General features: G+C 43.7%; 19 protein-coding genes. 2 read left to right on the top strand and 17 right to left on the bottom strand.

Going from position 1 to position 23,003, the window contains the following annotated elements:
* Positions 1-12: 12 nt before the first annotated feature.
* The 12 genes from carB to IGK63_RS07740 all read right to left on the bottom strand — a co-directional run bounded on the left by carB (position 13) and on the right by IGK63_RS07740 (position 13,655).
* A complete protein-coding gene (gene carB, locus IGK63_RS07795; protein WP_016611755.1) occupies positions 13-3,198 on the bottom strand; it encodes a carbamoyl-phosphate synthase large subunit in 3,186 nt (1,061 codons plus the stop codon).
* A gap of 1 nt (position 3,199) precedes the next feature.
* Complete coding sequence (locus tag IGK63_RS07790; protein WP_005235984.1) at positions 3,200-4,279, bottom strand: carbamoyl phosphate synthase small subunit; 1,080 nt, start codon at positions 4,277-4,279, stop codon at positions 3,200-3,202.
* Position 4,280: 1 nt separating this feature from the next.
* Positions 4,281-5,564, bottom strand: a complete 1,284-nt coding sequence (locus tag IGK63_RS07785; protein ID WP_016611753.1) for a dihydroorotase — start codon at positions 5,562-5,564, stop codon at positions 4,281-4,283.
* Positions 5,565-5,600: 36 nt separating this feature from the next.
* On the bottom strand, positions 5,601-6,527 hold the full coding sequence (locus IGK63_RS07780) for an aspartate carbamoyltransferase catalytic subunit (RefSeq protein WP_005235988.1): 927 nt from the start codon (positions 6,525-6,527) through the stop codon (positions 5,601-5,603).
* A gap of 47 nt (positions 6,528-6,574) precedes the next feature.
* The gene (locus IGK63_RS07775) at positions 6,575-7,855 is read right to left on the bottom strand and encodes a solute carrier family 23 protein (protein ID WP_005235990.1); all 1,281 of its coding nucleotides are present in this window, start codon (positions 7,853-7,855) and stop codon (positions 6,575-6,577) included.
* A 19-nt stretch (positions 7,856-7,874) separates the two neighbouring features.
* Positions 7,875-8,411, bottom strand: coding sequence for a bifunctional pyr operon transcriptional regulator/uracil phosphoribosyltransferase PyrR (gene pyrR / locus IGK63_RS07770; protein ID WP_005231374.1), 537 nt, complete (start codon positions 8,409-8,411; stop codon positions 7,875-7,877).
* A 243-nt stretch (positions 8,412-8,654) separates the two neighbouring features.
* A complete protein-coding gene (locus tag IGK63_RS07765; protein WP_016611752.1) occupies positions 8,655-9,563 on the bottom strand; it encodes an RluA family pseudouridine synthase in 909 nt (302 codons plus the stop codon).
* On the bottom strand, positions 9,547-10,032 hold the full coding sequence (gene lspA / locus IGK63_RS07760; protein ID WP_016611751.1) for a signal peptidase II: 486 nt from the start codon (positions 10,030-10,032) through the stop codon (positions 9,547-9,549). The genes IGK63_RS07765 and lspA overlap by 17 nt, the downstream gene beginning before the upstream one ends.
* On the bottom strand, positions 10,029-10,736 hold the full coding sequence (locus tag IGK63_RS07755) for a CBS domain-containing protein (protein ID WP_005226123.1): 708 nt from the start codon (positions 10,734-10,736) through the stop codon (positions 10,029-10,031). Before IGK63_RS07755 ends, lspA begins: the two co-directional genes overlap by 4 nt.
* Positions 10,729-11,136: a hypothetical protein gene (locus IGK63_RS07750; protein ID WP_016611749.1), complete on the bottom strand. Its 408-nt coding sequence runs from the start codon at positions 11,134-11,136 to the stop codon at positions 10,729-10,731. The genes IGK63_RS07755 and IGK63_RS07750 overlap by 8 nt, the downstream gene beginning before the upstream one ends.
* Positions 11,137-11,364: 228 nt before the next feature.
* The gene (locus tag IGK63_RS07745) at positions 11,365-13,035 is read right to left on the bottom strand and encodes a formate--tetrahydrofolate ligase (RefSeq protein ID WP_016611748.1); all 1,671 of its coding nucleotides are present in this window, start codon (positions 13,033-13,035) and stop codon (positions 11,365-11,367) included.
* Positions 13,036-13,244: 209 nt separating this feature from the next.
* Positions 13,245-13,655, bottom strand: a complete 411-nt coding sequence (locus IGK63_RS07740; RefSeq protein ID WP_016611747.1) for an EbsA family protein — start codon at positions 13,653-13,655, stop codon at positions 13,245-13,247.
* A gap of 65 nt (positions 13,656-13,720) precedes the next feature.
* On the opposite strand from IGK63_RS07740, the gene IGK63_RS07735 reads away from it, so the two are divergent.
* On the top strand, positions 13,721-14,137 hold the full coding sequence (locus tag IGK63_RS07735; RefSeq protein ID WP_005236004.1) for a ribonuclease HI family protein: 417 nt from the start codon (positions 13,721-13,723) through the stop codon (positions 14,135-14,137).
* Here IGK63_RS07735 and cls read toward each other — a convergent pair.
* The 4 genes from cls to IGK63_RS07715 form a co-directional block, all read right to left on the bottom strand.
* Positions 14,117-15,583 carry a cardiolipin synthase gene (cls, locus tag IGK63_RS07730; RefSeq protein WP_016611746.1) on the bottom strand — a complete coding sequence of 489 codons (1,467 nt, stop codon included), beginning with the start codon at positions 15,581-15,583 and terminating at the stop codon, positions 14,117-14,119. The genes IGK63_RS07735 and cls overlap by 21 nt on opposite strands.
* A gap of 24 nt (positions 15,584-15,607) precedes the next feature.
* Entirely contained in the window at positions 15,608-16,750 is a 1,143-nt protein-coding gene (locus IGK63_RS07725; protein WP_016611745.1) for a cation diffusion facilitator family transporter, read from the bottom strand.
* Positions 16,751-17,029: 279 nt separating this feature from the next.
* Entirely contained in the window at positions 17,030-19,672 is a 2,643-nt protein-coding gene (gene alaS, locus IGK63_RS07720) for an alanine--tRNA ligase (RefSeq protein ID WP_086372971.1), read from the bottom strand.
* A gap of 351 nt (positions 19,673-20,023) precedes the next feature.
* Complete coding sequence (locus IGK63_RS07715) at positions 20,024-21,076, bottom strand: DUF7278 family profilin-like fold-containing protein (protein WP_005236012.1); 1,053 nt, start codon at positions 21,074-21,076, stop codon at positions 20,024-20,026.
* A gap of 70 nt (positions 21,077-21,146) precedes the next feature.
* Between IGK63_RS07715 and IGK63_RS07710 the strand changes: the two genes are divergently transcribed.
* On the top strand, positions 21,147-21,590 hold the full coding sequence (locus IGK63_RS07710; protein WP_005236014.1) for a GNAT family N-acetyltransferase: 444 nt from the start codon (positions 21,147-21,149) through the stop codon (positions 21,588-21,590).
* Positions 21,591-21,621: 31 nt separating this feature from the next.
* On the opposite strand, the gene IGK63_RS07705 is transcribed toward IGK63_RS07710, so the two are convergent.
* Entirely contained in the window at positions 21,622-22,968 is a 1,347-nt protein-coding gene (locus IGK63_RS07705) for a DEAD/DEAH box helicase (protein ID WP_005236016.1), read from the bottom strand.
* Positions 22,969-23,003: the final 35 nt, after the last annotated feature.

Genomic DNA, 23,003 nt, shown 5'->3' with positions numbered 1-23,003 from the left:
CCTTTATCTGCGTTAAATTGCTTTTGTTGAAAAACTGCGGGATTCCATCACTTTTAGAATTGCATCCGCTGTATCAAGAGAAGTAAAGGTCGGTACACCATGCTCCACTGCTTCTCGGCGAATGATAAATCCGTCTTCCGTTGCATTTTGGCGATCTTTGTCCATGGTATTGACTACTACTTGGGTCGTTCCTTTACGGATCAAATCAACAACCGTTTCTTCTGCTTGTTGATCAGAGATTTTAGCAACTCGTGTCACTTGCAGGCCTTTTTCTTCAAAGTAATCAGCGGTTCCATTGGTAGCCATTAAGGTGAAGCCGACCTCTACGAAACGCGCCGCCAGTGCTGCTGCCTCTTCTTTGCTTTCGTCTGCAACGGTGAAAAGTGCTTTTCCAAATTCAGGAATATGCAGGCCTGATGCCTCAAAAGCTTTATAAAGTGCTTTTGCCAAATCTTTGTCTGATCCCATTACTTCACCCGTTGATTTCATTTCAGGGCCTAAGTAAGTATCGACTTTTAAAAGTTTTGTAAAGGAGAAGACCGGTGCTTTGATGTGTACTTCATTTGGTGTTGGAGCAAGTCCGTCTTGATAACCTAACGCTGTGATCTCTTCCCCGAGAATCGCCTTCGTGGCAATTTGTGCCATTGGGATCTCTGTTACCTTGCTTAAAAATGGCACGGTTCGGCTAGCACGAGGATTTACTTCAATGACATACACTTTGTTCTCATGGATGACAAATTGGATATTCATCATACCGATACAATTTAAACCTAATGCCAAGCGTTTGGTATATTCTTCGATCGTAGCGATTAGTTCATCCGAAAGATTTTGCGGTGGATAGACCGCCATTGAATCTCCTGAATGGACCCCTGCACGCTCAATATGTTCCATGATCCCAGGAATCAAAACAGTTTTGCCGTCACAGATAGCATCGACTTCACATTCTTTACCAACCAAGTAACGATCGACCAAGACAGGATGTTCTGGTGATGCTTTCACTGCATAACGCATATAATCTTCTAAATCGGCTTGGTTTTCCACGATTTCCATCGCACGTCCCCCTAAGACATAACTTGGGCGGACTAAAACAGGATAGCCGATTTTTTGTGCGATGGCGATCGCTTCTTGTTCGTTCGTCGCCGTGTCGCCTGGTGGTTGCGGAATATCTAGTGCTTGTAATGCTTGCTCAAAGAGATCGCGGTTTTCGGCACGATCAAGATCTTCAATGCTGGTGCCTAGGATTTTGACTCCGGCTTTCACCAAAGGTTCGGCTAAATTGATCGCCGTTTGCCCGCCAAATTGGACAATGACACCAATTGGCTGTTCCAAATCGATCACATGCAAGACATCTTCTAAGGTCAACGGTTCAAAATACAGCTTGTCGGAGATAGAAAAATCAGTCGAAACCGTTTCAGGATTACTGTTCATGATGATCGCTTCATAGCCAGCAGCTTGGATCGCTTTCACCGAGTGCACTGTTGCATAGTCGAACTCCACCCCTTGTCCGATTCGGATCGGTCCAGAACCTAGGACAAGAACAGATTCTTTTTCACTGCGCTTGCTTTCATTCTCAAACTCATAGGTGCTGTAGAAATAAGGTGTTGCTGATTCAAATTCTGCGGCACATGTATCTACCATTTTGTAGACGGGCAAAATCTTTTGCTCATGACGCAGCGTGCGGATCTCAGCTTCCGTGGTTTCCCACAGCTCAGCGATCTTTTTATCCGTAAAGCCGTTTTGCTTGGCTTTTTTCAACACATCAAGGGAATGTGGTTCGTTTGCTAATGCTTGTTCGATCTCAAAGATGTGAAGCATTTTATCTAAGAAGAATAAATCGATTTTCGTCATTTCATTCAAATCTTCGATAGTATACCCTCTTCGGATGGCTTCCATGACGTAGAACAGGCGATCATCTTGGGCCTTGATGACCTTCTCCATCAGATCATTGTCAGAAAGAGCTTCTAGTTCTTTCATTTCGATATGATGTGTGCCGATTTCCAATGAACGAACAGCTTTCAGTAATGACTCTTCAATATTACGACCAATGGCCATCACTTCTCCAGTTGCTTTCATTTGTGTTCCTAATCGACGTTCCCCCGTTTCAAACTTGTCAAACGGCCAGCGAGGAATTTTTGCCACAACATAGTCAAGGGCGGGTTCAAATTCTGCATAGGTGGTTTCTGTGACTGGATTTTTCATTTCATCCAATGTTAAACCGACGGCAATTTTCGCTGCCAATTTGGCAATTGGATAACCTGTTGCTTTACTTGCTAGTGCAGACGAACGAGAAACCCTTGGATTTACTTCAATCACATAGTAATTAAAGCTATGTGGATCAAGTGCCAACTGAACGTTACAACCACCTTCTATTTTTAATGCGCGAATAATTTTTAATGACGCATCTCGCAACATTTGGTATTCATGGTCTGACAGTGTTTGACTAGGGGCAAAGACGATGGAATCGCCGGTGTGGATGCCGACTGGATCGAAGTTTTCCATATTACAAACAACGATCGCGTTGTCTGCAGAATCCCGCATCACTTCATATTCGATCTCTTTAAACCCAGCAATACTACGTTCAATCAAGCATTGGGTCACGGGCGAGAGCTTCAAGCCGTTTTCAGCGATTTGGCGTAATTCTTCTTCATTGTTACACATGCCACCGCCCGTTCCTCCTAGCGTAAATGCTGGACGAACAATGATTGGAAAGCCGATTTTTTTCGCAAATTCAACTGCTGCTTCCACCGTTGATACGATTTCGGATTCTGGGATCGGTTGATCCAATTCTTCCATTAATTGTTTGAATAAATCTCGATCTTCTGCCTGATCGATTGCCGCTAATTTGGTTCCTAGCAACTCAATTCCTAATTCATCCAAAATACCTGAGTTGGCTAATTCCATCGCCATATTCAAGCCCGTTTGTCCGCCTAATGTCGGTAAAATTGCATCAGGCTGTTCTTTACGTAAAATCCGTGAGACAAACTCAAATGTGATTGGTTCAATGTAGACTTTGTCAGCAATTTCTTTGTCCGTCATGATCGTTGCGGGATTCGAATTGACTAACACCACTTCGTAGCCTTCTTCTCGTAAAGCTAAACAAGCTTGTGTACCGGCATAATCAAATTCTGCCGCTTGTCCTATAATAATCGGTCCAGAACCGATTACCATGATTTTCTTGATATCTGTACGTTTTGGCATATTAGTTCTGCTCCTTCCATGCATCGATCATCTCTAAAAATTCGTCAAATAAGTGGACCGCATCATGCGGGCCCGGTGCCGCATCTGGGTGGTATTGGACACTGAATGCTGGGTAGCGGCGATGACGAACCCCTTCGATCGTGCCATCGTTCACTTCGACGTGTGTCACCATTAGTTTTTCAGGATCGATGGATGCTTCATCCACAGCAAAGCCATGGTTTTGTGAGGTAAAATCGATCCGACCAGTGGCGATCTCTCTTACCGGATGGTTCAATCCGCGGTGACCGAACTTCATTTTATAGGTATCTGCCCCATTCGCTAATGAGAAGAGCTGATGGCCTAAACAAATCCCGAAGATCGGTACCTTGCCTTGAATCCCTTGTATCATTTTAATTGCTTCTGGCAAGCTTTTAGGATCACCCGGTCCATTTGTCAGCATTACACCATCTGGTGCGAGGTCTAAAATTTCTTGCGCTGTCGTATTGTATGGTAAAATCGTTAAATTGCAGTTGCGGCGTGACAATTCCCGTAAAATACTGTGCTTCAAGCCGAAGTCGATGACCACGATATTGCGACCCGTTCCAGGACTTGGATAAGGTTTTGAGGTAGAAACTTGTGCCACTTGATTGGTTGGTAAAACCGCCGCTTTTAATTGATCAAAGGCATGGTCAAAGACATCTCCTGCATCAACGATACTCGCTTTCATGGTCCCATGTTGACGGATCTTTCTTGTCAGCGCGCGTGTATCGATTCCTGCGATCCCTGGAATATTTTTGCGTTTTAAAAATTCATCTAACGTCAGCTGTTTCCGCCAATTGCTCGCTAGACGCGCGTGTTCTTTCACAACGACCCCTTTACAAGTCGGTGAAATTGATTCGTAGTCGTCTCGGTTGACGCCGTAATTTCCAACCATCGGATACGTAAACGTAATGATTTGTCCGTTAAAACTTTGATCCGTAATGGCTTCTTGATAGCCCGTCATGCTGGTGGTAAAAACAATCTCACCAAAAACATTGATACTGGCACCAAAGCCTTCGCCTTCAAAGTATGTTCCATCTTCTAAAATAAGCCAACGTTTCATATTATTGCCCACCTTTTTGCCATACTAATTTTCCATTTACAAATGTATAACTTGTATCCCCATATAACGTCCATCCACCGAAAGGCGTATTGACTCCTTTTGATAGAAATTGCTTAGGATCCACGTTATAAGCTGATTCTAAGTCAAAAATCGCGAGATCGGCTTTGTCTCCGACCATCATCGTTCCGGCGCTTAGACCAAAGATTGATGCTGGTTTCACGGTCATCCAATCCACTAGTTGCTGCAAGGTAAAGCGTCCTGTTTTGACAAAATGAGTGTACAACAATTGGAAGGCATATTCTGATCCGACGATGCCAAATGGTGCTTTTAAAAAGCTTTTCATTTTTTCTTCATAGCCATGTGGGGCATGATCCGTCGCGATACAATCGATCGTGCCATCCAGCAGACCTTCGATCAACGCTTCACGGTCTTCTTGCCCACGTAACGGTGGGTTCATTTTCCAAAAGCCTTCATCGGCAGGAATATCTTCATCGATTAGAAGCAAATGATGAGGAGAAACTTCAGCTGTCACATGGATACCAGCTTTTTTGGCATCTCGGATCACTCGAACACTTTCTTTGGTCGAGACATGGCAGACATGGTAATGAGCACCTGTTGCTTCCGCCAAAAGTACATCACGAGCGATTTGAGAAGCTTCCGTTACACTCAAGATCCCCGGTAGTCCAAGTTCTTCTGCTTTTTTACCAGCATGCATCACGCCGCCAAAGAGTAAGGAGTCATCTTCTGTATGGGCAACCAAGGCCAAGTCATTTTCGGCTGCTTGCTTCATTGCCAGATACATTGTGCCAGCAGTCTGAACACCCACGCCATCGTTCGTCAAGGCGAAAGCGCCAGCAGCTTTCATTCCAGCTGCATCCGTCAACGTTTCACTGCGTAAGTTTTCTGTGATCGGGGCGTATTGTAAGACATTGATTGACGCATCTGCGTTGATTTTTTCGTAAACAGCTGTTAATTTTTCCGGTGTATCGGGAACTGGGTCAAGGTTTGGCATTGCGCAAACTGTCGTGAACCCACCGCGAGCTGCTGCGATGCTGCCCGTTTCAATTGTTTCTTTGTACTCAAAGCCTGGTTCTCTGAAGTGTACATGAACATCCACTAAACCTGGCGTGATCAATTGCTCTTTGGCATCGATGACTTCGTCAAAATCTGTTTCGGGAAATGCTGTACCGATCCCGCGAATGATTCCTTCTTCGATCCAAATTGCTGCAGGAACACAGTGATTGTCTTTTTTGATGATTTTACCGTTTTTAATGAGTGTTTTCATGTAAACTTCCTCCTCTAATTCTTTCCTTTTTGCCTGTTAGGCCTTACCGTTCAACACCGCTTCAAGAATCGCCATTCGAACAAAGACGCCATTGGACATCTGTGTGATGATTCGTGAGCGTAAGCTTTCAACTAAGGCATCAGCCAATTCCACATCGCGATTGACCGGCGCTGGGTGCATTATGATCGCATGCTCTTTCATTCTTGCGGCGCGTTCGACGGTCAACCCGTGATTTTTTAAGTATTCTTCTTTTGAAAAGCTTTCCGTTCCATCATGGCGCTCGTGCTGGACACGAAGCATCATCATAACATCGACTTCTGCGACCAATTCGTCTAATGGTAGCCAATGACCGTATACTTCAAATTCTTCGTCATACCATTCCTTTGGACCTGAGAAGAAGACTTTCGCTCCGAGACGCTTCAACATTTGCATGTTTGATTTTGCGACCCGTGAGTGGGTGATGTCACCTACGATTGCGACTTTCAAGTCGTCAAAATGCCCAAACTCTTCATAGATCGTCATCAGATCTAGCAAGCATTGCGTTGGGTGTTGGCCGCTGCCGTCCCCGCCATTGATGATACTGCACTGGATCGTTTTGCTTTGGATCAAAGCGTCGTAGTAATTTTCATCGCCGTGGCGAATGACCGCAACGTCTACACCTAAAGCCGACATCGTCAAGACCGTGTCATACAAGGTCTCGCCTTTTTGAACAGAACTGGTGGAGGCTTCAAATTCGATGACTTCGATCCCTAGTTTTTTCTCAGCAACATCGAAGCTTTTGTGGGTTCTGGTACTGTTCTCAAAAAAGAGATTTGTTGCGAAATATTGTTCTTTTTGGGGCATCCATTTCGCCCCTCTTTTGAATTCTTGTCCTCTGCGGATGAGTCCCATCACTTCACGGTCCGTCAATGCTTCTACCGTCAAAAGATGCTTTAAGCTGATTCTTTCGGATTGAATAATCATGAATGAATTCCTCCTTTAATTCTGTTTAAACGATGAGTTGGCACAAGTTATTTTTCTTCGCTGCGAGAGCTGTCAGGTAAAATAAGATTCAAGAAGATCCCTAGGACAGTTGCTAACGCCATTGCGGATAATGTGAAGGTACCGACCGTGAAGACAAGACCGCCGATTCCTACCACAAGGATCACTGACGCAATGATCAAATTCTTCTTACGATCAAAATCGATTTTGTTGTCGATCAAAATTTTCAACCCGCTGGCAGCGATGACGCCAAAGAGCAGGAAGCTGATCCCTGAGATGACTGGACCAGGAATACTTAAGATCAATGCGCTTAGTTTTCCAACGAAGCCTAGTACGATGGCTAGAACTGCTGCTCCACCGATGACGAACACACTGTGGACCCGTGTAATTGCTAAAACCCCAATGTTTTCTCCGTAACTTGTCACTGGGGGGCCCCCAACGAGACCGGCTGCAATTTGAGCAAACCCATCTCCCAATAGTGTTCGGTTCAAGCCTGGCTCTTCAAAAAAGTTCCGCTTCGTTAATTTGTTCAAGACCATCAGATGACCGATGTGTTCGGTCATGGTAACAAAAGCGATCGGCGCCATCGTAGTGATTGCATTCAGATACAGTTTTGGTTCGTAGTTAATGAAGGGAATCTCGAAGCTTGGCATGCCAAACCAGTTGGCGTCAATGATGGGCTGCACATCGACGATCCCCGCTGCTAAGGCGATCAAGTATCCGCCCACGATCCCCAGAAGGATCGGGATCAATCCTAAAAACCCTCGCAGAAACATATTGAAGAAAATCGTTAATCCTAAGGTAGCCAAAGCTACCAGAATGTACTTGAAATCGTAGACTGAGTCATTGTACATTGCATTCTGGGCGGCGTTAGCGGCTAACCCTAATCCAATCACCATAATCACAGGACCGACAATGATCGGTGGTAAGATCTTATCCAACCAAGCTGCACCGGCACGTTTAATGATCATCGAAACGATCACGTAAACCAACCCAGTCGTGATGGCGCCTTGTGCGATAGCTGGGTAGCCATCAGATTTCATCAGCATCTGCATCGCTGCGATAAACGCAAAGCTGCTGCCTAGATACGCAGGAATCTTCCCTTTCGTTGTGACCAAGTAAACCAATGTTCCAATACCTGAACTAACTAAAGCGATGCTGGGGTTGATCCCAACGAGGATCGGAACCAATACTGTTGCCCCAAACATCGTGAAAAGATGTTGTAAGCTTAGACCTAACCAAGGCAGTGCTTTGGGCCGATCTTTGATGTCTAAAACTGCGTCTGGATTACGAAATTCTTGCTTCTGCATGTTGCTGTCACTCTTCTTCCTAGTCGTTTTCTTTATTGATCATGATCCGGTCAGAACCATCTGATTCTTCCATCTCCACGATAATTTCTTCACTTAAAGCAGTTGGAATATTTTTCCCAACGAAATCTGCCCGAATCGGCAGTTCACGATGACCGCGGTCAACTAGAACGGCGAGTGAGATTCGCTTTGGTCGACCAATATCCATGATGGCATCCAAAGCTGCCCGAATCGTCCGTCCTGTAAACAAGACATCATCGATCAAGATGACTTCTTTGCCATCAATGGCAGTCGGGATGTCTGATGAATGGATCTCTGGATCATCTTCTGTCTTTTTGTCATCTCGGTACAAGGTGATGTCCAATTCACCGACAGGTACTTCTACGCCTTCTAGTTGTTTTAAACGTTCTGCTATTCGTTGCGCGATATAGATGCCGCGGGTTTTGATCCCTACCAGCACCAAGTTATCAATGCCGCGATTTCTTTCTATAATTTCATAGGTGATCCGCGTTAACGCTCGTTTCATTGTTACTGCATCTACTACTTCTTTCGCTGCCATATGTTATTCCCTCCTAATTTTGAACATAAAAAAACTCCTACCTGCTTGAGGTAGGAGTCATGTTTTCCGATCGTTGCCTAAAATCCCATTCTGTGGATTTTGGGTACACGTTATCATCTAGTAAGGGTTCGAATCTCCAACGCGGGAGTCGTCTGCTTACTCATTCCTTCTTAGCCTCACGGGACTACATTTAAAGGAGCTATTTAGTTGTTACAATTACTATACAGTTCTCACACAAAAAAATCAATCATTTTTTCGCAATTTTTTTAACGTGTCCGTGAACAGCTCTGGTAATGGCGCTTCAAAGACCAGCGACTCGCCTGTTGTTGGGTGGGTGAAGCCTAGAAGCTTGGCATGTAAAAACTGCCCATTGCCTTTTAGCGTGCGTTTAGGTCCATATAGCGGATCGCCAGCTAGCGGAAAACCGATGTACTGCATGTGGACTCTTATTTGATGGGTTCTTCCTGTTTCCAGCTGTAGTTCTACTAAGGTGAACTGCTCGAAGCGCTCCAACACGGTGAAGTGAGTGACAGCGGGTTTGCCATTTTCGATCACGGCTTGCATTTTGCGATTGACTTTTGATCGACCGATTGGTGCATTGATGGTGCCTTTTTCGTGGCTGATCGTACCATGAACCAATGCTACGTACTTGCGTAACGATGTTTTGTCTTTCAATTGTTTCGCTAACGACTCATGTGCCTGATCATTTTTGGCGATCATTAACAGACCCGACGTATCTTTGTCGATTCGATGAACGATTCCTGGCCGAACAACATCATTGATCGTGGATAAATCATCCATATGGTACAATAACGCATTAACCAAGGTGCCATTTGGATGCCCAGCGGATGGATGAACCACCATCCCTTGCGGTTTGTTGATGACTGCCACATCAGCATCTTGATAGACGATCGTCAAAGGAATATTTTCTGGTTGTAAGTCTACAACTTCAGGTTCTGGTACTTGGATGATCAAGTGATCACCTGCTTTTACCTTATAATTTGCCCGAACCGTTTCGCCCTTCAATGTGACCGCATCTTCTTTTAGCCACTGCTGGATTTGTGACCGACTATGATTTGGCAAGCGTTCAGCCAACACTTTGTCGACCCGCCCTTTTTCTTCTTTAATGATTACTTCAATTTGCTTTTCCATTTGATTCTCCTTGTTTCCCTTTTGCTTCGTCATCTACCAGTGCATAAATAAAAATCAAGATCACCCCGAGCACTAATGACATATCAGCGATATTGAAAATTGGGAAATTGATAAAATCAAGCTGGAACATGTCCACCACAAAGCCATGCTGCAAGCGATCGATGAAGTTTCCGATAGCGCCACCTAGAACAAATGCCAATCCAAAGCGAAACCACAAACTGCTTTTTTGGTAACGAAACAATAGGTAAACAACGACGGCAACCGCGATAACGGTGATGATCGCAAAAAAAGTGATTTTTCCTTCTAGAATACTCCAAGCTGCACCGGTATTCTGAAGATAGGTCAGGGACAACACATTGTCGATCAGAGAATGTGTTTCACCCAGTTGATAATTGGCAACGATCCAAATTTTCAGCCATTGATCCAAGCCAATGACAACAGCACTTAACAAAAAAAACAACGCGATCATAAATTTTCCACTCTTTCTTCTTTAAAAATATCTCGCGGACGAATGATGCCCAAGAGATTTCCATTCGGATTTTTATCCTTGGTGATCAAAACCGCCTCAAGCAGGGCATTTTTTTGAAACAATTCTTCCACTTCTACGATGGTCGTTTCAGCCGACACGAAACAATAATTCGATCGTTTCCCATCTCCTGCTAATAATTCATCTGCCGTTCTGCCTGCCAACTTGATTTCACCATGGAGGCTTTCTTTCGCTAACCAGTATCCCAGCATCCGCAAGGTGATCAAGCCCAAAAATCGACCATTATCATAGATCGGAAATTGTGAATAGCGCTTTTGGGCAACGATTTTCAATAACTCTGGTAATGGCAGGTGCTTTTCAAAACCAGTCACTCGTTTCGCAAAACGCGGCATGACTTTTTCAGGTGCCAGTAAGGAGCGTTCAATTTCTTGGATGCGATTGACAACCCATTCATTCGGTTCTGCAATGACAAAGTTTTCTCCGATTTTTTCATGTACGATGGCATTGCGCAGCTGAGCCATTTGTAATAGATCATCTTCTGCTCTTCTGACATTGATATTTTTGCTTTTTGACAAGCGACGAACCATTTCAGAAAAACCCATATTCCGCGGATTATCCAATTCGTCACGAAGCCGCTTTTCGATTCGATTAAAACTGCTCAAAAATTGATCTGCACCACTAGCCATGAGGAACCTCCTTGATAAGATACGCTTTTTTTAAATAAATCAAAACAAAGGCAAAATAAGCCACCAAATACACACCAACAAAAATCAACGAGTAGAGAGAGAGTGATAATAAGCCCAATACCCCTATCATGAGAAAAAGGCTTAAATAAAAGCCGATATATATTCTTTTAAGCGCAGGATTCATCACGATCTCCAGCTTGAGTGCTGATTGGCCTTGTGGTAGCTGAAAGGGCTGACTTTCTAAAAAAAACATGCGCACACGAATCGGTGTCTGCTCAGCTAACTCTAAATAAATCGTTTGCTGATGATTGACTGCAGCGATTCTTTTTTTCTCCTGCATAATCTCTAGGGGACTGCCCATTCCATAAAAGCCAGTCCGTCTGGTCAGTTGTATCTCCATTGACAAGGATCACCTCAATTTGTTAAGTATACTTGATTATCAAAAGAAAGAAAATAGACTTTTACTTGCTTCCTTGATTATTATAACAAGAATTCCTACTTTAATCTTCCATCACGTCTAATGAACGAGAAAAAGACGGATGCAGCGTGCATCCGTCCTTTCTAAGCACCTCTTTGCGTTTTTTCGCTTCAAACGCAGTGAATGCCCGCTTTGTTTGTAACCACTCTTTTAGAAAAGACCGATCGCTTGGCCATCAGAAGTCACGTCCATATTGATGGCCGCAGGTTTCTTGGGTAGTCCCGGCATCGTCATCACGGCGCCAGTCAAGGCAACGATAAAACCAGCACCTAATTTTGGCACGAATTCGCGAATCGTTACTGTGAAGTCATCTGGTGCGCCCAATCGCTTTGGATCATCACTGAATGAATACTGGGTTTTCGCCATACAAATCGGCAGCTGATCCCAGCCTTGCTCTTTGAAGCTTTGCAACTGTGCCTTGGCTTTAGGCGCAAACTCAATCTCTGCCCCGCCGTAGATCTCACGCACAATCAAAGAAGCTTTATCCGCTAAAGGCAAATCGTCGGTATACAAGCGATGATAGTTGGCGGGTTTTTCCTCGATTAGTTGAACCACTGCTTTTGCTAGATCCGTTCCACCGGCGCCACCTTCTGCCCAAACGGCTGTCCGTGCGATGGTGACGTCGATTTGCTGACACAAGGTTTCGACTAATGTTCGCTCCGCTTCTGTGTCTTGTGAGAACTCATTAAGCGCAACGACAACTGGAATACCATATTTACGCATGTTTTCAACATGACGCTTTAAATTACTGAAGCCTCGCTCTAATGCTTTTAAGTTTTCTGTCCCTAAATCAGCGACAGCGACCCCACCATGCATCTTCAGTGCTCTGATCGTTGCTACCACTACGATCGCATCTGGTGCCTTTGATAAATTCGGTGTTTTGATATCAAGAAATTTCTCTGCGCCTAAGTCAGCACCAAACCCAGCTTCGGTCACCGTGTATTTTCCTAAGTGCAAAGCCGTCTCGGTTGCGATGACACTGTTACACCCATGGGCGATATTCGCAAAAGGTCCGCCATGGATCAGCGCAGGGGTTCCTTCAATCGTTTGAACGAGATTCGGTTTGAGGGCATCTTTTAAAAGTAAGGCTAAAGCACCTTGGACCGCCAAATCTTTTACGTAAATTGGTTGTTTCTCAAAAGAATAACCAATTAAAATCTTTCCTAATCGCTCTTTTAAATTATCAATGCTTGTTGCCAAGCACAAAATCGCCATGATTTCACTAGCAACGGTGATGTCAAAACCGTCTTCTCGGGGAACGCCTTGTAACGGTCCCCCTAGACCGACAATCACTTGTCGTAACGCTCGATCATTCAAATCGACAACGCGTTTCCATGTGACCCGACGTCCGTCGATCCCCAACTCATTGCCTTGCTGGATATGATTGTCGATCAATGCAGACAAGGCGTTATTGGCAGCCGTGATCGCATGCATATCACCTGTGAAATGTAAGTTGATGTCTTCCATCGGTAGAACTTGTGCTTTGCCGCCGCCGGTGGCGCCGCCTTTGATGCCCATTACTGGGCCCAATGATGGCTCCCGCAAAGCAATGACGGTTTGTTTCCCGATTTGATTCAGGGCATCCGCAAGTCCGATGGTCACCGTTGATTTACCTTCCCCTGCTGGTGTCGGGCTGATGGCTGTGACTAAAATAAGCTTACCTAACGGCTTGTTTGCTTTTTCTTTGATTGCTGACCATTCGATTTTTGCTTTATATTTGCCATAAAGTTCTAGGTCATCCCCTGTTAAACCAAGTGGTTCAGCAATTTCAATAATCGGTTTAGGCGTTGATTCTTGTGCAATTTCGATATCTGATTTCATTTTTACCCTCAATTCACGAACTATTTAGCACTTTAAAATGTATTTTGTTTGCTATGCTCTTATTATACTTGATTTTATTCAGAAAGAAAGAGAGATTTTCCACACTTTTACAAGAAGTTTGCCGAATCCTCTATGTAAACAAAAAACAACGTCCTTCCTAAGGCTGTGCCGCCAAAAGGAGTGATCGCTGTTTTCTAGATTTCTATGAATTACTCGTTGGTTTCGACCTGCACCCTTTTTTCAGGGATTTTTTCTTGAAAAAAAGTTTCTAACCATACCACATCTTTTTTACGTAACGTGAAGGTATACGTTTTTTGATGATCGGTAATGCTTATTAAATGGTTTTCAATTTGCCATTTTTCTATCTCAGGTAAAGAAACAAGGCTTTTCTTCCATAAGCGGGCATAGCGAATAAGGAGCAAATCATTCCTGATGAGTATGCTTCGATGAATACCTAACCATACAAAAAAGAAAAAGACGGCTAAAACGAGGTTGCTTTTCCAATAAGGTCTGGTATTTTCTAACGAAAGAATCAAACTGATAAATAATATCATCATAGTAAACGACCAATAAATGATCGCTGTAGCAGCTTCCGGTTGCCAATACAATTTACGCTTCATAAAAGTTCCTCACAACATAAAATTTCTAGTATACTATCTTTATCATATCAAAAAAGGGTGAGACAATGTTAAAAGTTTATCTTGATGCTTCCACGAAAGGCAACCCCGGCCCTAGTGGCGGTGGAATCGTCATTGTCGGTACTGATCTGCATGAGCAAATTGCTTTTCCGCTACCTGATTCAACCAACCACCAAGCAGAGTTCGCTGTGATGGTCAACGCGTTGCAGCTGCTGATTGACAAAGGGTTACAGGAACAGACGATTATGCTCTATACCGACAGCAAAGTCGTTGCGCAGACTATCGACAAGAATTATACCAAAAACCCTGCTTTTTCTGATTATTTAACGGAAATTCAATGCTTGTTGAAACAGTTCCCTTTAGCGATCATCCAATGGATCCCTGAGAGCCAAAACAAAGGTGCCGACCATTTGGCACGCCAAGGATTAGCAAAGGCGTTGAAATTAAAGGATCGGAGACAATAACCGAGAGAAGTTTTGTTTGAAGCGCAACCAGTAAGACTGCTTAGCTAAAATTTCATCCGTCAGTAATGTTGATTGCGCCATATCCTCTTCAAAGAAGCCTTTCAACGTTTGCGTGACATCGTGATCGTAGGCAAAAGCATTGACTTCAAAATTCAAGGCATAACTCCGAATGTCTTGATTTGTCGTCCCAAAGGAACTAATGGTATCATCCATCATGACCGTCTTCGCATGGAGGAAACCATTGTTATAGATGTAGATTTTTGCACCACGACGATGCAAATAATTGGCATAATGCTGTGTTGCCCGGTAAATGAATGGGTGGTCAGGCATACATGGGATCATGATTCGGACGTCTACACCTGAGTGGATGGCAATTTCCAATGCGTTCATCATACTGTCATCAGGAATCAAATAAGGCGTTTGGATCCAAATCGATTCTTTGGCAGCTAAGATCATTTTTACAAAACCGCCTTTGAGAATTTGGGTCTCACTTTCAGGACCATCAGCGACAATCTGCAAATCAACATTTCCAGAGAGCTCTTTCGGCGGTAGAATAAAGTAGCGATCCTCGTATTCCAGTTGATCCTCTTCTTTTTTTACAGATGCGTTCCAGTCACGAATAAAAATCTCTTGTAGTGTAAAACTGGCAGTACCTACGATTCTCGCATGGGTGTCTCGCCAATAGCCAAATTTGGCCTTTTTCCCTAAATATTGATCGCCGACATTAAAGCCGCCAGTCCACCCGATTTGACCATCGATCACAACGATTTTTCGATGTAGATGATAGTTCAATCGTGTGTTACGGATCAGGTTCTTCGAAGTGATGAAAGGCACGACTTTTCCACCGGCATCAATCAACGGTTGAAAGAATTTCCGATTGGCTTTCGGTGACCCCCATGGATCATAGACCAAACGCACTTCAACACCTTCACGGGCTTTATTGATCAAGATAGACAGAAATTGGCCACCGATCTCATCATTAAAAAACGAATAATATTCCACATGCAGATTATCTTCTGCTTGCTTCATGTCTTCAAACAATGCTGCAAATTTTTCTTTTCCATCTGTATAAAATTCTACTTTGTTTCCTTTAGTCAAGGGCGATTCATCAAGGTTCTTAAAATAGCGCTCTAATAGATGATTTTCATCTGAGTAAGGATGTTCAGGAAAAGAATAATTGTGCACTTTGATGATTTGATTCAACTCATTGATCCTACTTTGGTGGTGCTCACTAAATTTATAAATAATTTCTCCGTCGATCCCCCGACCACAAAACAAGTACAACAAAAACCCGATGCCGGGGATGAATACCAACGTCATCATCCAAGCAAAGACACTTGCAATCGAGCGTGGTTTCCGAAAAACAGTAATAAAGGCAGCAATCGTATTAATAAACAAAAGTGCCAATAATACCGTGGAAATCATGCTCATATCCATTTTTATCATAGTTTCCTCCTATATCCTGTAACCCTATAATAGGTAACTATGATCGAAAGCAAGCTTCAATTCATAGTTCCCTAGTGTTTCTTTGATTTTTTGTTTCAGCATTTCTTCGATTTCTTGATCACTATACGCCGATTTTGCGGGAATCACTAAATCAAACGCCAACAGATCTCCTTTGACCTGAAAATCATGCATCCGTAACTGCGGATCAACGAAGCGAATGATCTTTGACACTTCTTTTTTTAAATACCGATACTGCTGATCTTGAATTGGTACTGGATCAAGATGACAGACAAGGTCGACCTTTAAAGATTGGCGAAAATCTTGTTCAATAGCATCAATCACCTCATGCGCTTCTCGTAAAGACCACGTTTCATCCACTTCGATATGCACACTGGCAAAGCGATTTTTCGGTCCATAATTATGAACCAGTAAATCATGGTAACCGAGAATCGTCGGATAGTGATCCAAGCGCTGCTCCATGGCAGCTACTTCTTCTTGCGTTGGGCGTGCCCCTAATAATTCGTTGATAAAGGAACGAATCATTTTGATTCCGCTAATCAAAATATACAAGGCAATCAGACAGCCGACAAAGCCATCAATACGTAGGCCAGTCAACCACTCGATCGTCGCTGAAAACAAAACCGCACCCGTTGTATACACATCGTTGAGACTGTCTTGCCCACTGGCTTTAAGTGTTTGAGAGCCAATCAGGTTCGCCAGTTTGCGGTACATCGCTCCCTGCCAGATTTTGATCAAAATCGATAAAACCAAAACGATAAACAATAGTGGTGAAAGACGGATACTCGTCGGTTCCATGATGCGTTGCACAGAGCTGATGAGAAATTGACCGCCAACAAACGTGATGATCAAAGATACCACAAACCCACTGATGGCTTCAAATCGCTCATGTCCATATGGATGTTCACTGTCGGCTGGTTTCGCCGAGATCCGAAAACCGATCAATGTTAAAATAGACGAGGCTGTATCTGAAAGACTGTTGATGGCATCGGCCATAATCGAAACAGATTGTGCAGATAAGCCAATGATAAATTTTCCGGCAAATAATAGGAGGTTGGAAAGCAACCCGAGGCTACCCGCTAACTTCCCAATGGCTGTGCGTTCGTAGACACCATTTTTTTTGCTACGATTTAAAAAAAAGTTTAGCAAATCATCACCCTCTCAAAAAACCATCTTTCTTATTTTACCCCGAAGGAATTCAATTAAACAACTATTCGTATCGCTTTTTCGAAAAAAAAGCGAATTCCCTTCAATTATCGAACGCATTTTCAGATAACACGTAGGAAAAAAGGAAAAAGATAACGGAAGGGTCTCCCCCCTCCGTCATCTTCGTTCAAAAAAGGACTGTGCTAAAGACCTGCGCTCCTCTTTCATCTATCATCTTAAACGAAAGAAATTCCCTGGCACAGATTCAACCAGTTAGTGTGATTACTTGGCAGCTAACCACGCTGCTGCGGTCTCAAGTGCTGCTGTGATTCCTTCAGGATTCTTCCCGCCGGCTTGTGCCATATCAGGACGGCCGCCACCGCCGCCACCAACTTTAGGTGCGATCTCTTTGATCAAATCGCCCGCTTTCAATCCTTTTTCATTGGCTACTTTGTTCATAGCAGCTAAAAGATTCACTTTGCCATCATTCGCGGTAGCTAACACTAAAATATCAGAATGGTCTTTTTGTTTCCATTGATCGGCTAGTTGACGTAATTGGTTCATGTCCTTAACAGTCACTTTCGCTGTGATTAGACGCAGACCATTTACTTCTTTGACATCTTTGAAAACATCCCCTGCTTGCTGATTTGCTAACTTGCTGGCAAGGGCTTCGTTTTCTTTTTGCAATTCACGTAGCTGCGCTTGCAGTTGTTCTGTTTTGGCAACGACTTCTTTTAATTGGGCAGATTTAACGATTCCTGCGATTGCTTTTAATTGAGTTTCTTCTTCATGCAATAACGTATAGGCTTCTTGACTAGTCACGGCTTCGATCCGACGAACACCAGCACCGATCCCTGATTCAGAAACGATTTTGAAAATACCGATATCCTCCGTATTTGCCACATGGGTTCCCCCACATAATTCGATCGACCAATCGGCAACATTGACGACGCGAACGTCATGCCCATATTTTTCACCAAAGAGTGCCATCGCTCCCATGCCTTTTGCGGTATCGATATCCGTTTCGATCGTCACAACAGGGAGGGCTTCCCAAATTTTTTGGTTGACGATTTGTTCCATTTGGCTCAGTTCTTCGCTGGTCACTTGCCCGAAATGACTAAAGTCAAAGCGCAAATGTCCTGGAGCAACTAATGAACCTGCTTGGTTCGCATGGCTACCTAATACTTCTTTTAACGCTTTATGCAATAAGTGAGTCGCCGTATGATTTTTGATGATCTTATTGCGACGATGCTGATCCACTTGTAAGAAATAGTTCACGCCTTCTTGTAGTGGCGCTTTGACTGTAGCAGTATGCAAGAACTGACCGTTCGGTGCTTTTTTGACATCCGTCACTTCCGCTACGATCGTACCATCTTCTGCTACGATCGTGCCTGTGTCCGCAACTTGTCCACCCATTTCTGCGTAAAATGGTGTTTCGGCAAAAATCAGTTTTGCTTCACCTGTCGAAACAGAATCATGTAACGCTTCGTCTTGGATGATCACTAATAATTCGCTGTTTGCTTCAAGTGAATCATAGCCAACGAAACGGCTGTCTACTTTGATATCTGTCAATAAAGCGGATTGTACGCCCATTGAAAGCTCCGTTTGTCGAGCCGCACGAGCGCGGGCACGTTGTGCATCCATTTCTTGTTCAAACCCTTGATGGTCCACTTTCAACCCTTCGTCTTCCGCCACTTCTTCTGTCAGTTCAACCGGGAAGCCGTAAGTGTCATACAATTTGAAAATATCTTGACCAGCTAACGTATCTTGACCGTCTGCTTTTACTTGGGCGATCACTTGATTTAAAATATCTAACCCTTCATTGATCGTTTCATGAAAACGTTCTTCCTCGTTGCGGATCACTTTCTCAATAAATTCTTGCTGCTCTAGTACTTCAGGATAGTAGCTTTCCATGATCTCGCCAACGATCGGTACTAATTTGTATAAGAAGGCAGCATCGATCCCTAATTTTTTCCCATGCATGACTGCACGACGTAATAAACGACGTAAAACATAGCCACGGCCTTCATTTGAAGGAAGTGCCCCATCGCCGATCGCAAAAGAAAGCGCGCGGATATGGTCTGCAATCACTTTAAAGGAGATATCTGTCGTTTTGCTGTCGCCGTAGTTCACACGACCGCTTAAATCCGCCACTGCATTGATGATCGGCAGAAACAAGTCTGTTTCAAAATTGGTTGGTGCATTTTGAACGATGGAAACCATTCGTTCCAGCCCCATCCCCGTATCAATGTTTTTATGTGGTAGTGGTTCATAGGAGCCATCTGGTTGATGATTGAATTCTGAAAAGACCAGATTCCAGATTTCCAAATAGCGCTCGTTTTCGCCACCAGGATAGTTTTCGGGATCATCTTCCGCTACGTCATTAAACTCAGGACCACGGTCATAGAAAATCTCCGAATCCGGTCCACATGGTCCTGCACCAATGTCCCAAAAGTTGTCTTCAATCTCAACGATATGCTCTGGTGTCAAGCCGACTTCTTCTGCCCAGATCCGTTTTGCTTCTGTGTCTTTTGGATAAACCGTGACATATAACTTTTCTGGATCAAAAGCCATCCATTCTGGGGAAGTCAAAAACTCCCATGCCCAATGAATCGCTTCATTTTTGAAATAATCGCCGATCGAAAAGTTTCCTAGCATTTCAAACATCGTATGGTGTCTTGCTGTTTTCCCAACGTTTTCGATGTCGTTGGTCCGAATTGATTTTTGCGCATTGGTCATTCTTGGGTTTTCAGGAACAACACTGCCGTCAAAATATTTTTTTAGCGTTGCCACCCCTGAATTGATCCATAATAGGGTTGGATCGTTGACTGGGACAAGGGACGCACTTGGTTCAATTGAATGACCTTTTGATTGAAAGAAGTCCAAAAACATTTGGCGTACTTCTGCACTGGATAATTGTTTCACGTTATTCTCCTACTTTCTTCTGTGTTCGCTTAAGATACAGGGGCTGACAAAATTGCTGGTAAGGCGCTCTTATGCCTTTAGAGTCATTTTGACGATAAAAAAACACCATTGCAGAGCAAGGACGTCGATACGCGGTACCACCTTGCTTGCAATGATGTGACTCATTACCTCTTAGACTCGTTAACGCGGAGTGGACGGCAACATTTCTGCTGCAGTTGAGCACCAAAGGGAGCAATCCGTCTGAATTCATGTTTTTCTCTCAGCAGTGAAAAACTTTCTGTAATGAATCATCAAACCGACCATATCCTTCGTCATTCAAAGTATAAGGAAATGTGTCGAAAAAGTCAATCCTCAAATCCGGTCTTTATTGATCAGAATCGCTTTGCGGTAACGATAGCTCTGCGGAGAAAGCTTTTGATCTGGCTGTAGCATTTTCCGTGAACGGTAATAACTGGCATAAGGCAATGCATCGAATAAGGGATGCCCACAAATTTGCCAGTTCTCCATTTTTAAAGACAAGCCATCTGTCAGCTCCCACGCATCCGCAAGCCCATAGGTGCAGCCAAATAAATTCGGTTCAAGCAATTCAGCGGTTGGCAAAGAGACACCATCGTCGCAAGACTTTTCATTGCCCCAGCGAAAAAGTCGCCGAGTAGCAGCACCGCAGACATATTCCCATTGATCCTCTGAAAGCAGCTGAAAGCCTTGTTTATCTAACTGCTGTTTCAATTCTGTTTGACTGACGGATTCGTGGGTAAATAACTGATAGGTTTCCGATAACGGCTCTAGTGCAGCAAAATAGCGATTCTCTTCGTGATAAAAAGCGGGTAATTCCCAACGCAAGCTTTCCTCAAAGGACGCTGGTGCTGTGAATTGTGCCTTTAGCTCTTTTTCGAAAACACTGAATTGATCGACTAACCCGTGAAACTCCCCAGTGATCGTATTTAACTGCCCGATATACCTTGCGCCAGCAGGCAGAGAACTTTTTTGGACTAGCATGGGATCAATCACAGCTTTACGCAAAGGGCTCGTCGACTCATTGACAAAAATCCCCCAATCCTGGCTGGTTTCTAACTCATAGATTGTTTCCAGTTGGCGAATGATCTCATTGGGTGGTGACTGCCAATTTTTACTCCAGCAAGTAGCCGGTAATCCTTGCACACCGAGATCCCAACCTAAGATCGCCTCAGAATTCCCTGGTATAAAGACAAAGTCTTCGCCATCGATCGTTAATTCAAAGGTAGCACATTTCAATCCTGCATACGTCAACTGACTAAAATGGACATCGGTGATCTCCTTTAAAGGACTGACAAAATACATTAAAATTTGCTGGATCAGCTGTTCTTTGATTTCAAAGGACAGTGTCTTCCAATTTGACCATTGTAACGCCTCAAAAAAATCCACGTCATTTCTCCTCTCATCTGCTACAATTACTATATAACGAGTATACCACGAAAAAGGAGGAAAACGACTGATGCTTTATTTTGGACGCAGTCCGTGGATGCTACAAGCGGTTTTCGCCTTGCGGAAAGCCGTTTTTGTAGAAGAACAGCACATTCCGGCAGAATGGGAATTTGATGAAAAAGACCAAACCTGTCCATACTTTCTTTGGCTTGATGGAAACACACCGATCGCTACCATTCGCTATCAATTCTCTACACCGAACACTCTGCAACCTGATCGCTTTTGCGTAGCTAAGGCCTTTCGGCACCAAGGATACGGCACCAAATTATTGCATTATCTCGAAATGCGTGGTGTCCAAGAGGGTGCCCTCCAATCAGTGTTATCCGCAGAGATCGACGCTTGTGCGTTTTATGAATCCTGTGGGTATCAAAAAACATCTGAACCCTATGCTGAAGATGGCGTATTGTGTGTAGAAATGACCAAACAATTAAAAACAGCAGTCAAGGAAGAGTAGTTCTCTTCCTTGACTGCTGTTTTGGTAAGCATTAGCTATTCGAATTTTTCTTGTTTTTGCGGGCGGTTCGAGTCGTTTGACGACGTTCGATCTTCCGTTTTTCTTTGTTCTTCTTATCAACGGCCCATTGAATTTTTTTCTTGTAGCCAGGCTTGATTTTTTTCTTCTTTTTCTTGACTAAGCCAATCAAGGTTGGGTCTAATTCGTCACGAGATTTTTCCCGCTTTTGCCGACGATTCCGATCGTAAGTCGCAACGATCTCGCCATTTTTGATTTCCTTCGGTTGGAAAACAACCCCTAGATCTTCGATGGCTTGGATTGCCCCTTCATCGCTTGGATCATATAAAGTGATCGCGGTCCCATCCATTTGATTTCGACCGGTCCGACCAACACGGTGGATAAAGAAATCCAAATCAGCTGGAATCTCGGCATTGATGACATGAGAAACCCCTTCAATATCAATTCCTCGCGCAGCTAAATCTGTTGCGACAACATATTGGTAGTCCAAATTTTGCACTTGGCGCATGATCCGTTTTCTTTCACGAGGACTGATGTCGCCGTGGATCTTCGCTACTTTTAAGCCTTGTTCCTTTAAGTAATCCGTAATTTCATCCACACGGCTCTTCGTGTTGGCAAAAACGATGGCAAGATAGGGATGGCCTGTAGTCAATAATTGATAGATCAATTTATTGGTATTTTTCCCTTTGGTAGAAATCAACCAATTCTCGATCGTATCAGAGATGACTGCTTTCGATTTGATTTCTTCGATCAATGGATTGGCCATGTATTTTTTCAAGAATGGGCGCAATTTCTCTGGAATCGTTGCGGAGAAAACCAGCATTTGTAGTTTCTCAGGCAAACGCCCCGCAATTTGATCGACTTCTTCCAAAAAGCCCATATCCAAGGTCATGTCTGCTTCATCCACGACAAATACATTGGCAGTGTGAACCCCTAAGGCTTGTTCGTTGATCATATCCAAGATACGACCAGGTGTCCCAATCACGACATGGGGCTGTTGATTTTGCAGACGGCTCAATTGGCGCTGTTTATCCGTTCCTCCAACAAAATTTGACACACGAATCTCCGGATCATGAAACCCGCCGATCTGTTTTGCGGCTTGATAAATTTGTGTGGCTAATTCACGACTCGGTGCAGTAATCACGACTTGCACTTCATCTTTTTCGGCATCAATTTTATCCATCAATGGCAGTAAAAATGTATGGGTCTTACCACTCCCAGTCTGAGATTGTCCAACAACACTACGGCCTTTTTGGATAACAGGTATCAATTTTTCTTGCACTTCTGTTGGATTAGAGAACTTTTTATCAGCAAGTGCTTCATAAATAAATGGTTGAAATTTAAATGACTCAAAAGACATTCAAACACCTTCTTTCTTTTAGCATCCTTTGGATT

The sequence above is a fragment of the Enterococcus sp. AZ040 genome, from assembly GCF_050499185.1.
GTDB classification, from domain to species: domain Bacteria; phylum Bacillota; class Bacilli; order Lactobacillales; family Enterococcaceae; genus Enterococcus_D; species Enterococcus_D entomosocium.
The sequence above is the reverse complement of the archived record's forward strand: the minus strand, read 5'-3'. Positions and strand labels throughout refer to the sequence as shown.

Coding starts and splice junctions, on each gene's coding strand:
- carB (WP_016611755.1), bottom strand. CDS start 3,198: ATGCCAAAACGTACAGATATCAAGAAAATCATGGTAATCGGTTCTGGA.
- IGK63_RS07790 (WP_005235984.1), bottom strand. CDS start 4,279: ATGAAACGTTGGCTTATTTTAGAAGATGGAACATACTTTGAAGGCGAA.
- IGK63_RS07785 (WP_016611753.1), bottom strand. CDS start 5,564: ATGAAAACACTCATTAAAAACGGTAAAATCATCAAAAAAGACAATCAC.
- IGK63_RS07780 (WP_005235988.1), bottom strand. CDS start 6,527: ATGATTATTCAATCCGAAAGAATCAGCTTAAAGCATCTTTTGACGGTA.
- IGK63_RS07775 (WP_005235990.1), bottom strand. CDS start 7,855: ATGCAGAAGCAAGAATTTCGTAATCCAGACGCAGTTTTAGACATCAAA.
- pyrR (WP_005231374.1), bottom strand. CDS start 8,411: ATGGCAGCGAAAGAAGTAGTAGATGCAGTAACAATGAAACGAGCGTTA.
- IGK63_RS07765 (WP_016611752.1), bottom strand. CDS start 9,563: ATGGAAAAGCAAATTGAAGTAATCATTAAAGAAGAAAAAGGGCGGGTC.
- lspA (WP_016611751.1), bottom strand. CDS start 10,032: ATGATCGCGTTGTTTTTTTTGTTAAGTGCTGTTGTCATTGGCTTGGAT.
- IGK63_RS07755 (WP_005226123.1), bottom strand. CDS start 10,736: ATGGCTAGTGGTGCAGATCAATTTTTGAGCAGTTTTAATCGAATCGAA.
- IGK63_RS07750 (WP_016611749.1), bottom strand. CDS start 11,136: ATGGAGATACAACTGACCAGACGGACTGGCTTTTATGGAATGGGCAGT.
- IGK63_RS07745 (WP_016611748.1), bottom strand. CDS start 13,035: ATGAAATCAGATATCGAAATTGCACAAGAATCAACGCCTAAACCGATT.
- IGK63_RS07740 (WP_016611747.1), bottom strand. CDS start 13,655: ATGAAGCGTAAATTGTATTGGCAACCGGAAGCTGCTACAGCGATCATT.
- IGK63_RS07735 (WP_005236004.1), top strand. CDS start 13,721: ATGTTAAAAGTTTATCTTGATGCTTCCACGAAAGGCAACCCCGGCCCT.
- cls (WP_016611746.1), bottom strand. CDS start 15,583: ATGATAAAAATGGATATGAGCATGATTTCCACGGTATTATTGGCACTT.
- IGK63_RS07710 (WP_005236014.1), top strand. CDS start 21,147: ATGCTTTATTTTGGACGCAGTCCGTGGATGCTACAAGCGGTTTTCGCC.
- IGK63_RS07705 (WP_005236016.1), bottom strand. CDS start 22,968: ATGTCTTTTGAGTCATTTAAATTTCAACCATTTATTTATGAAGCACTT.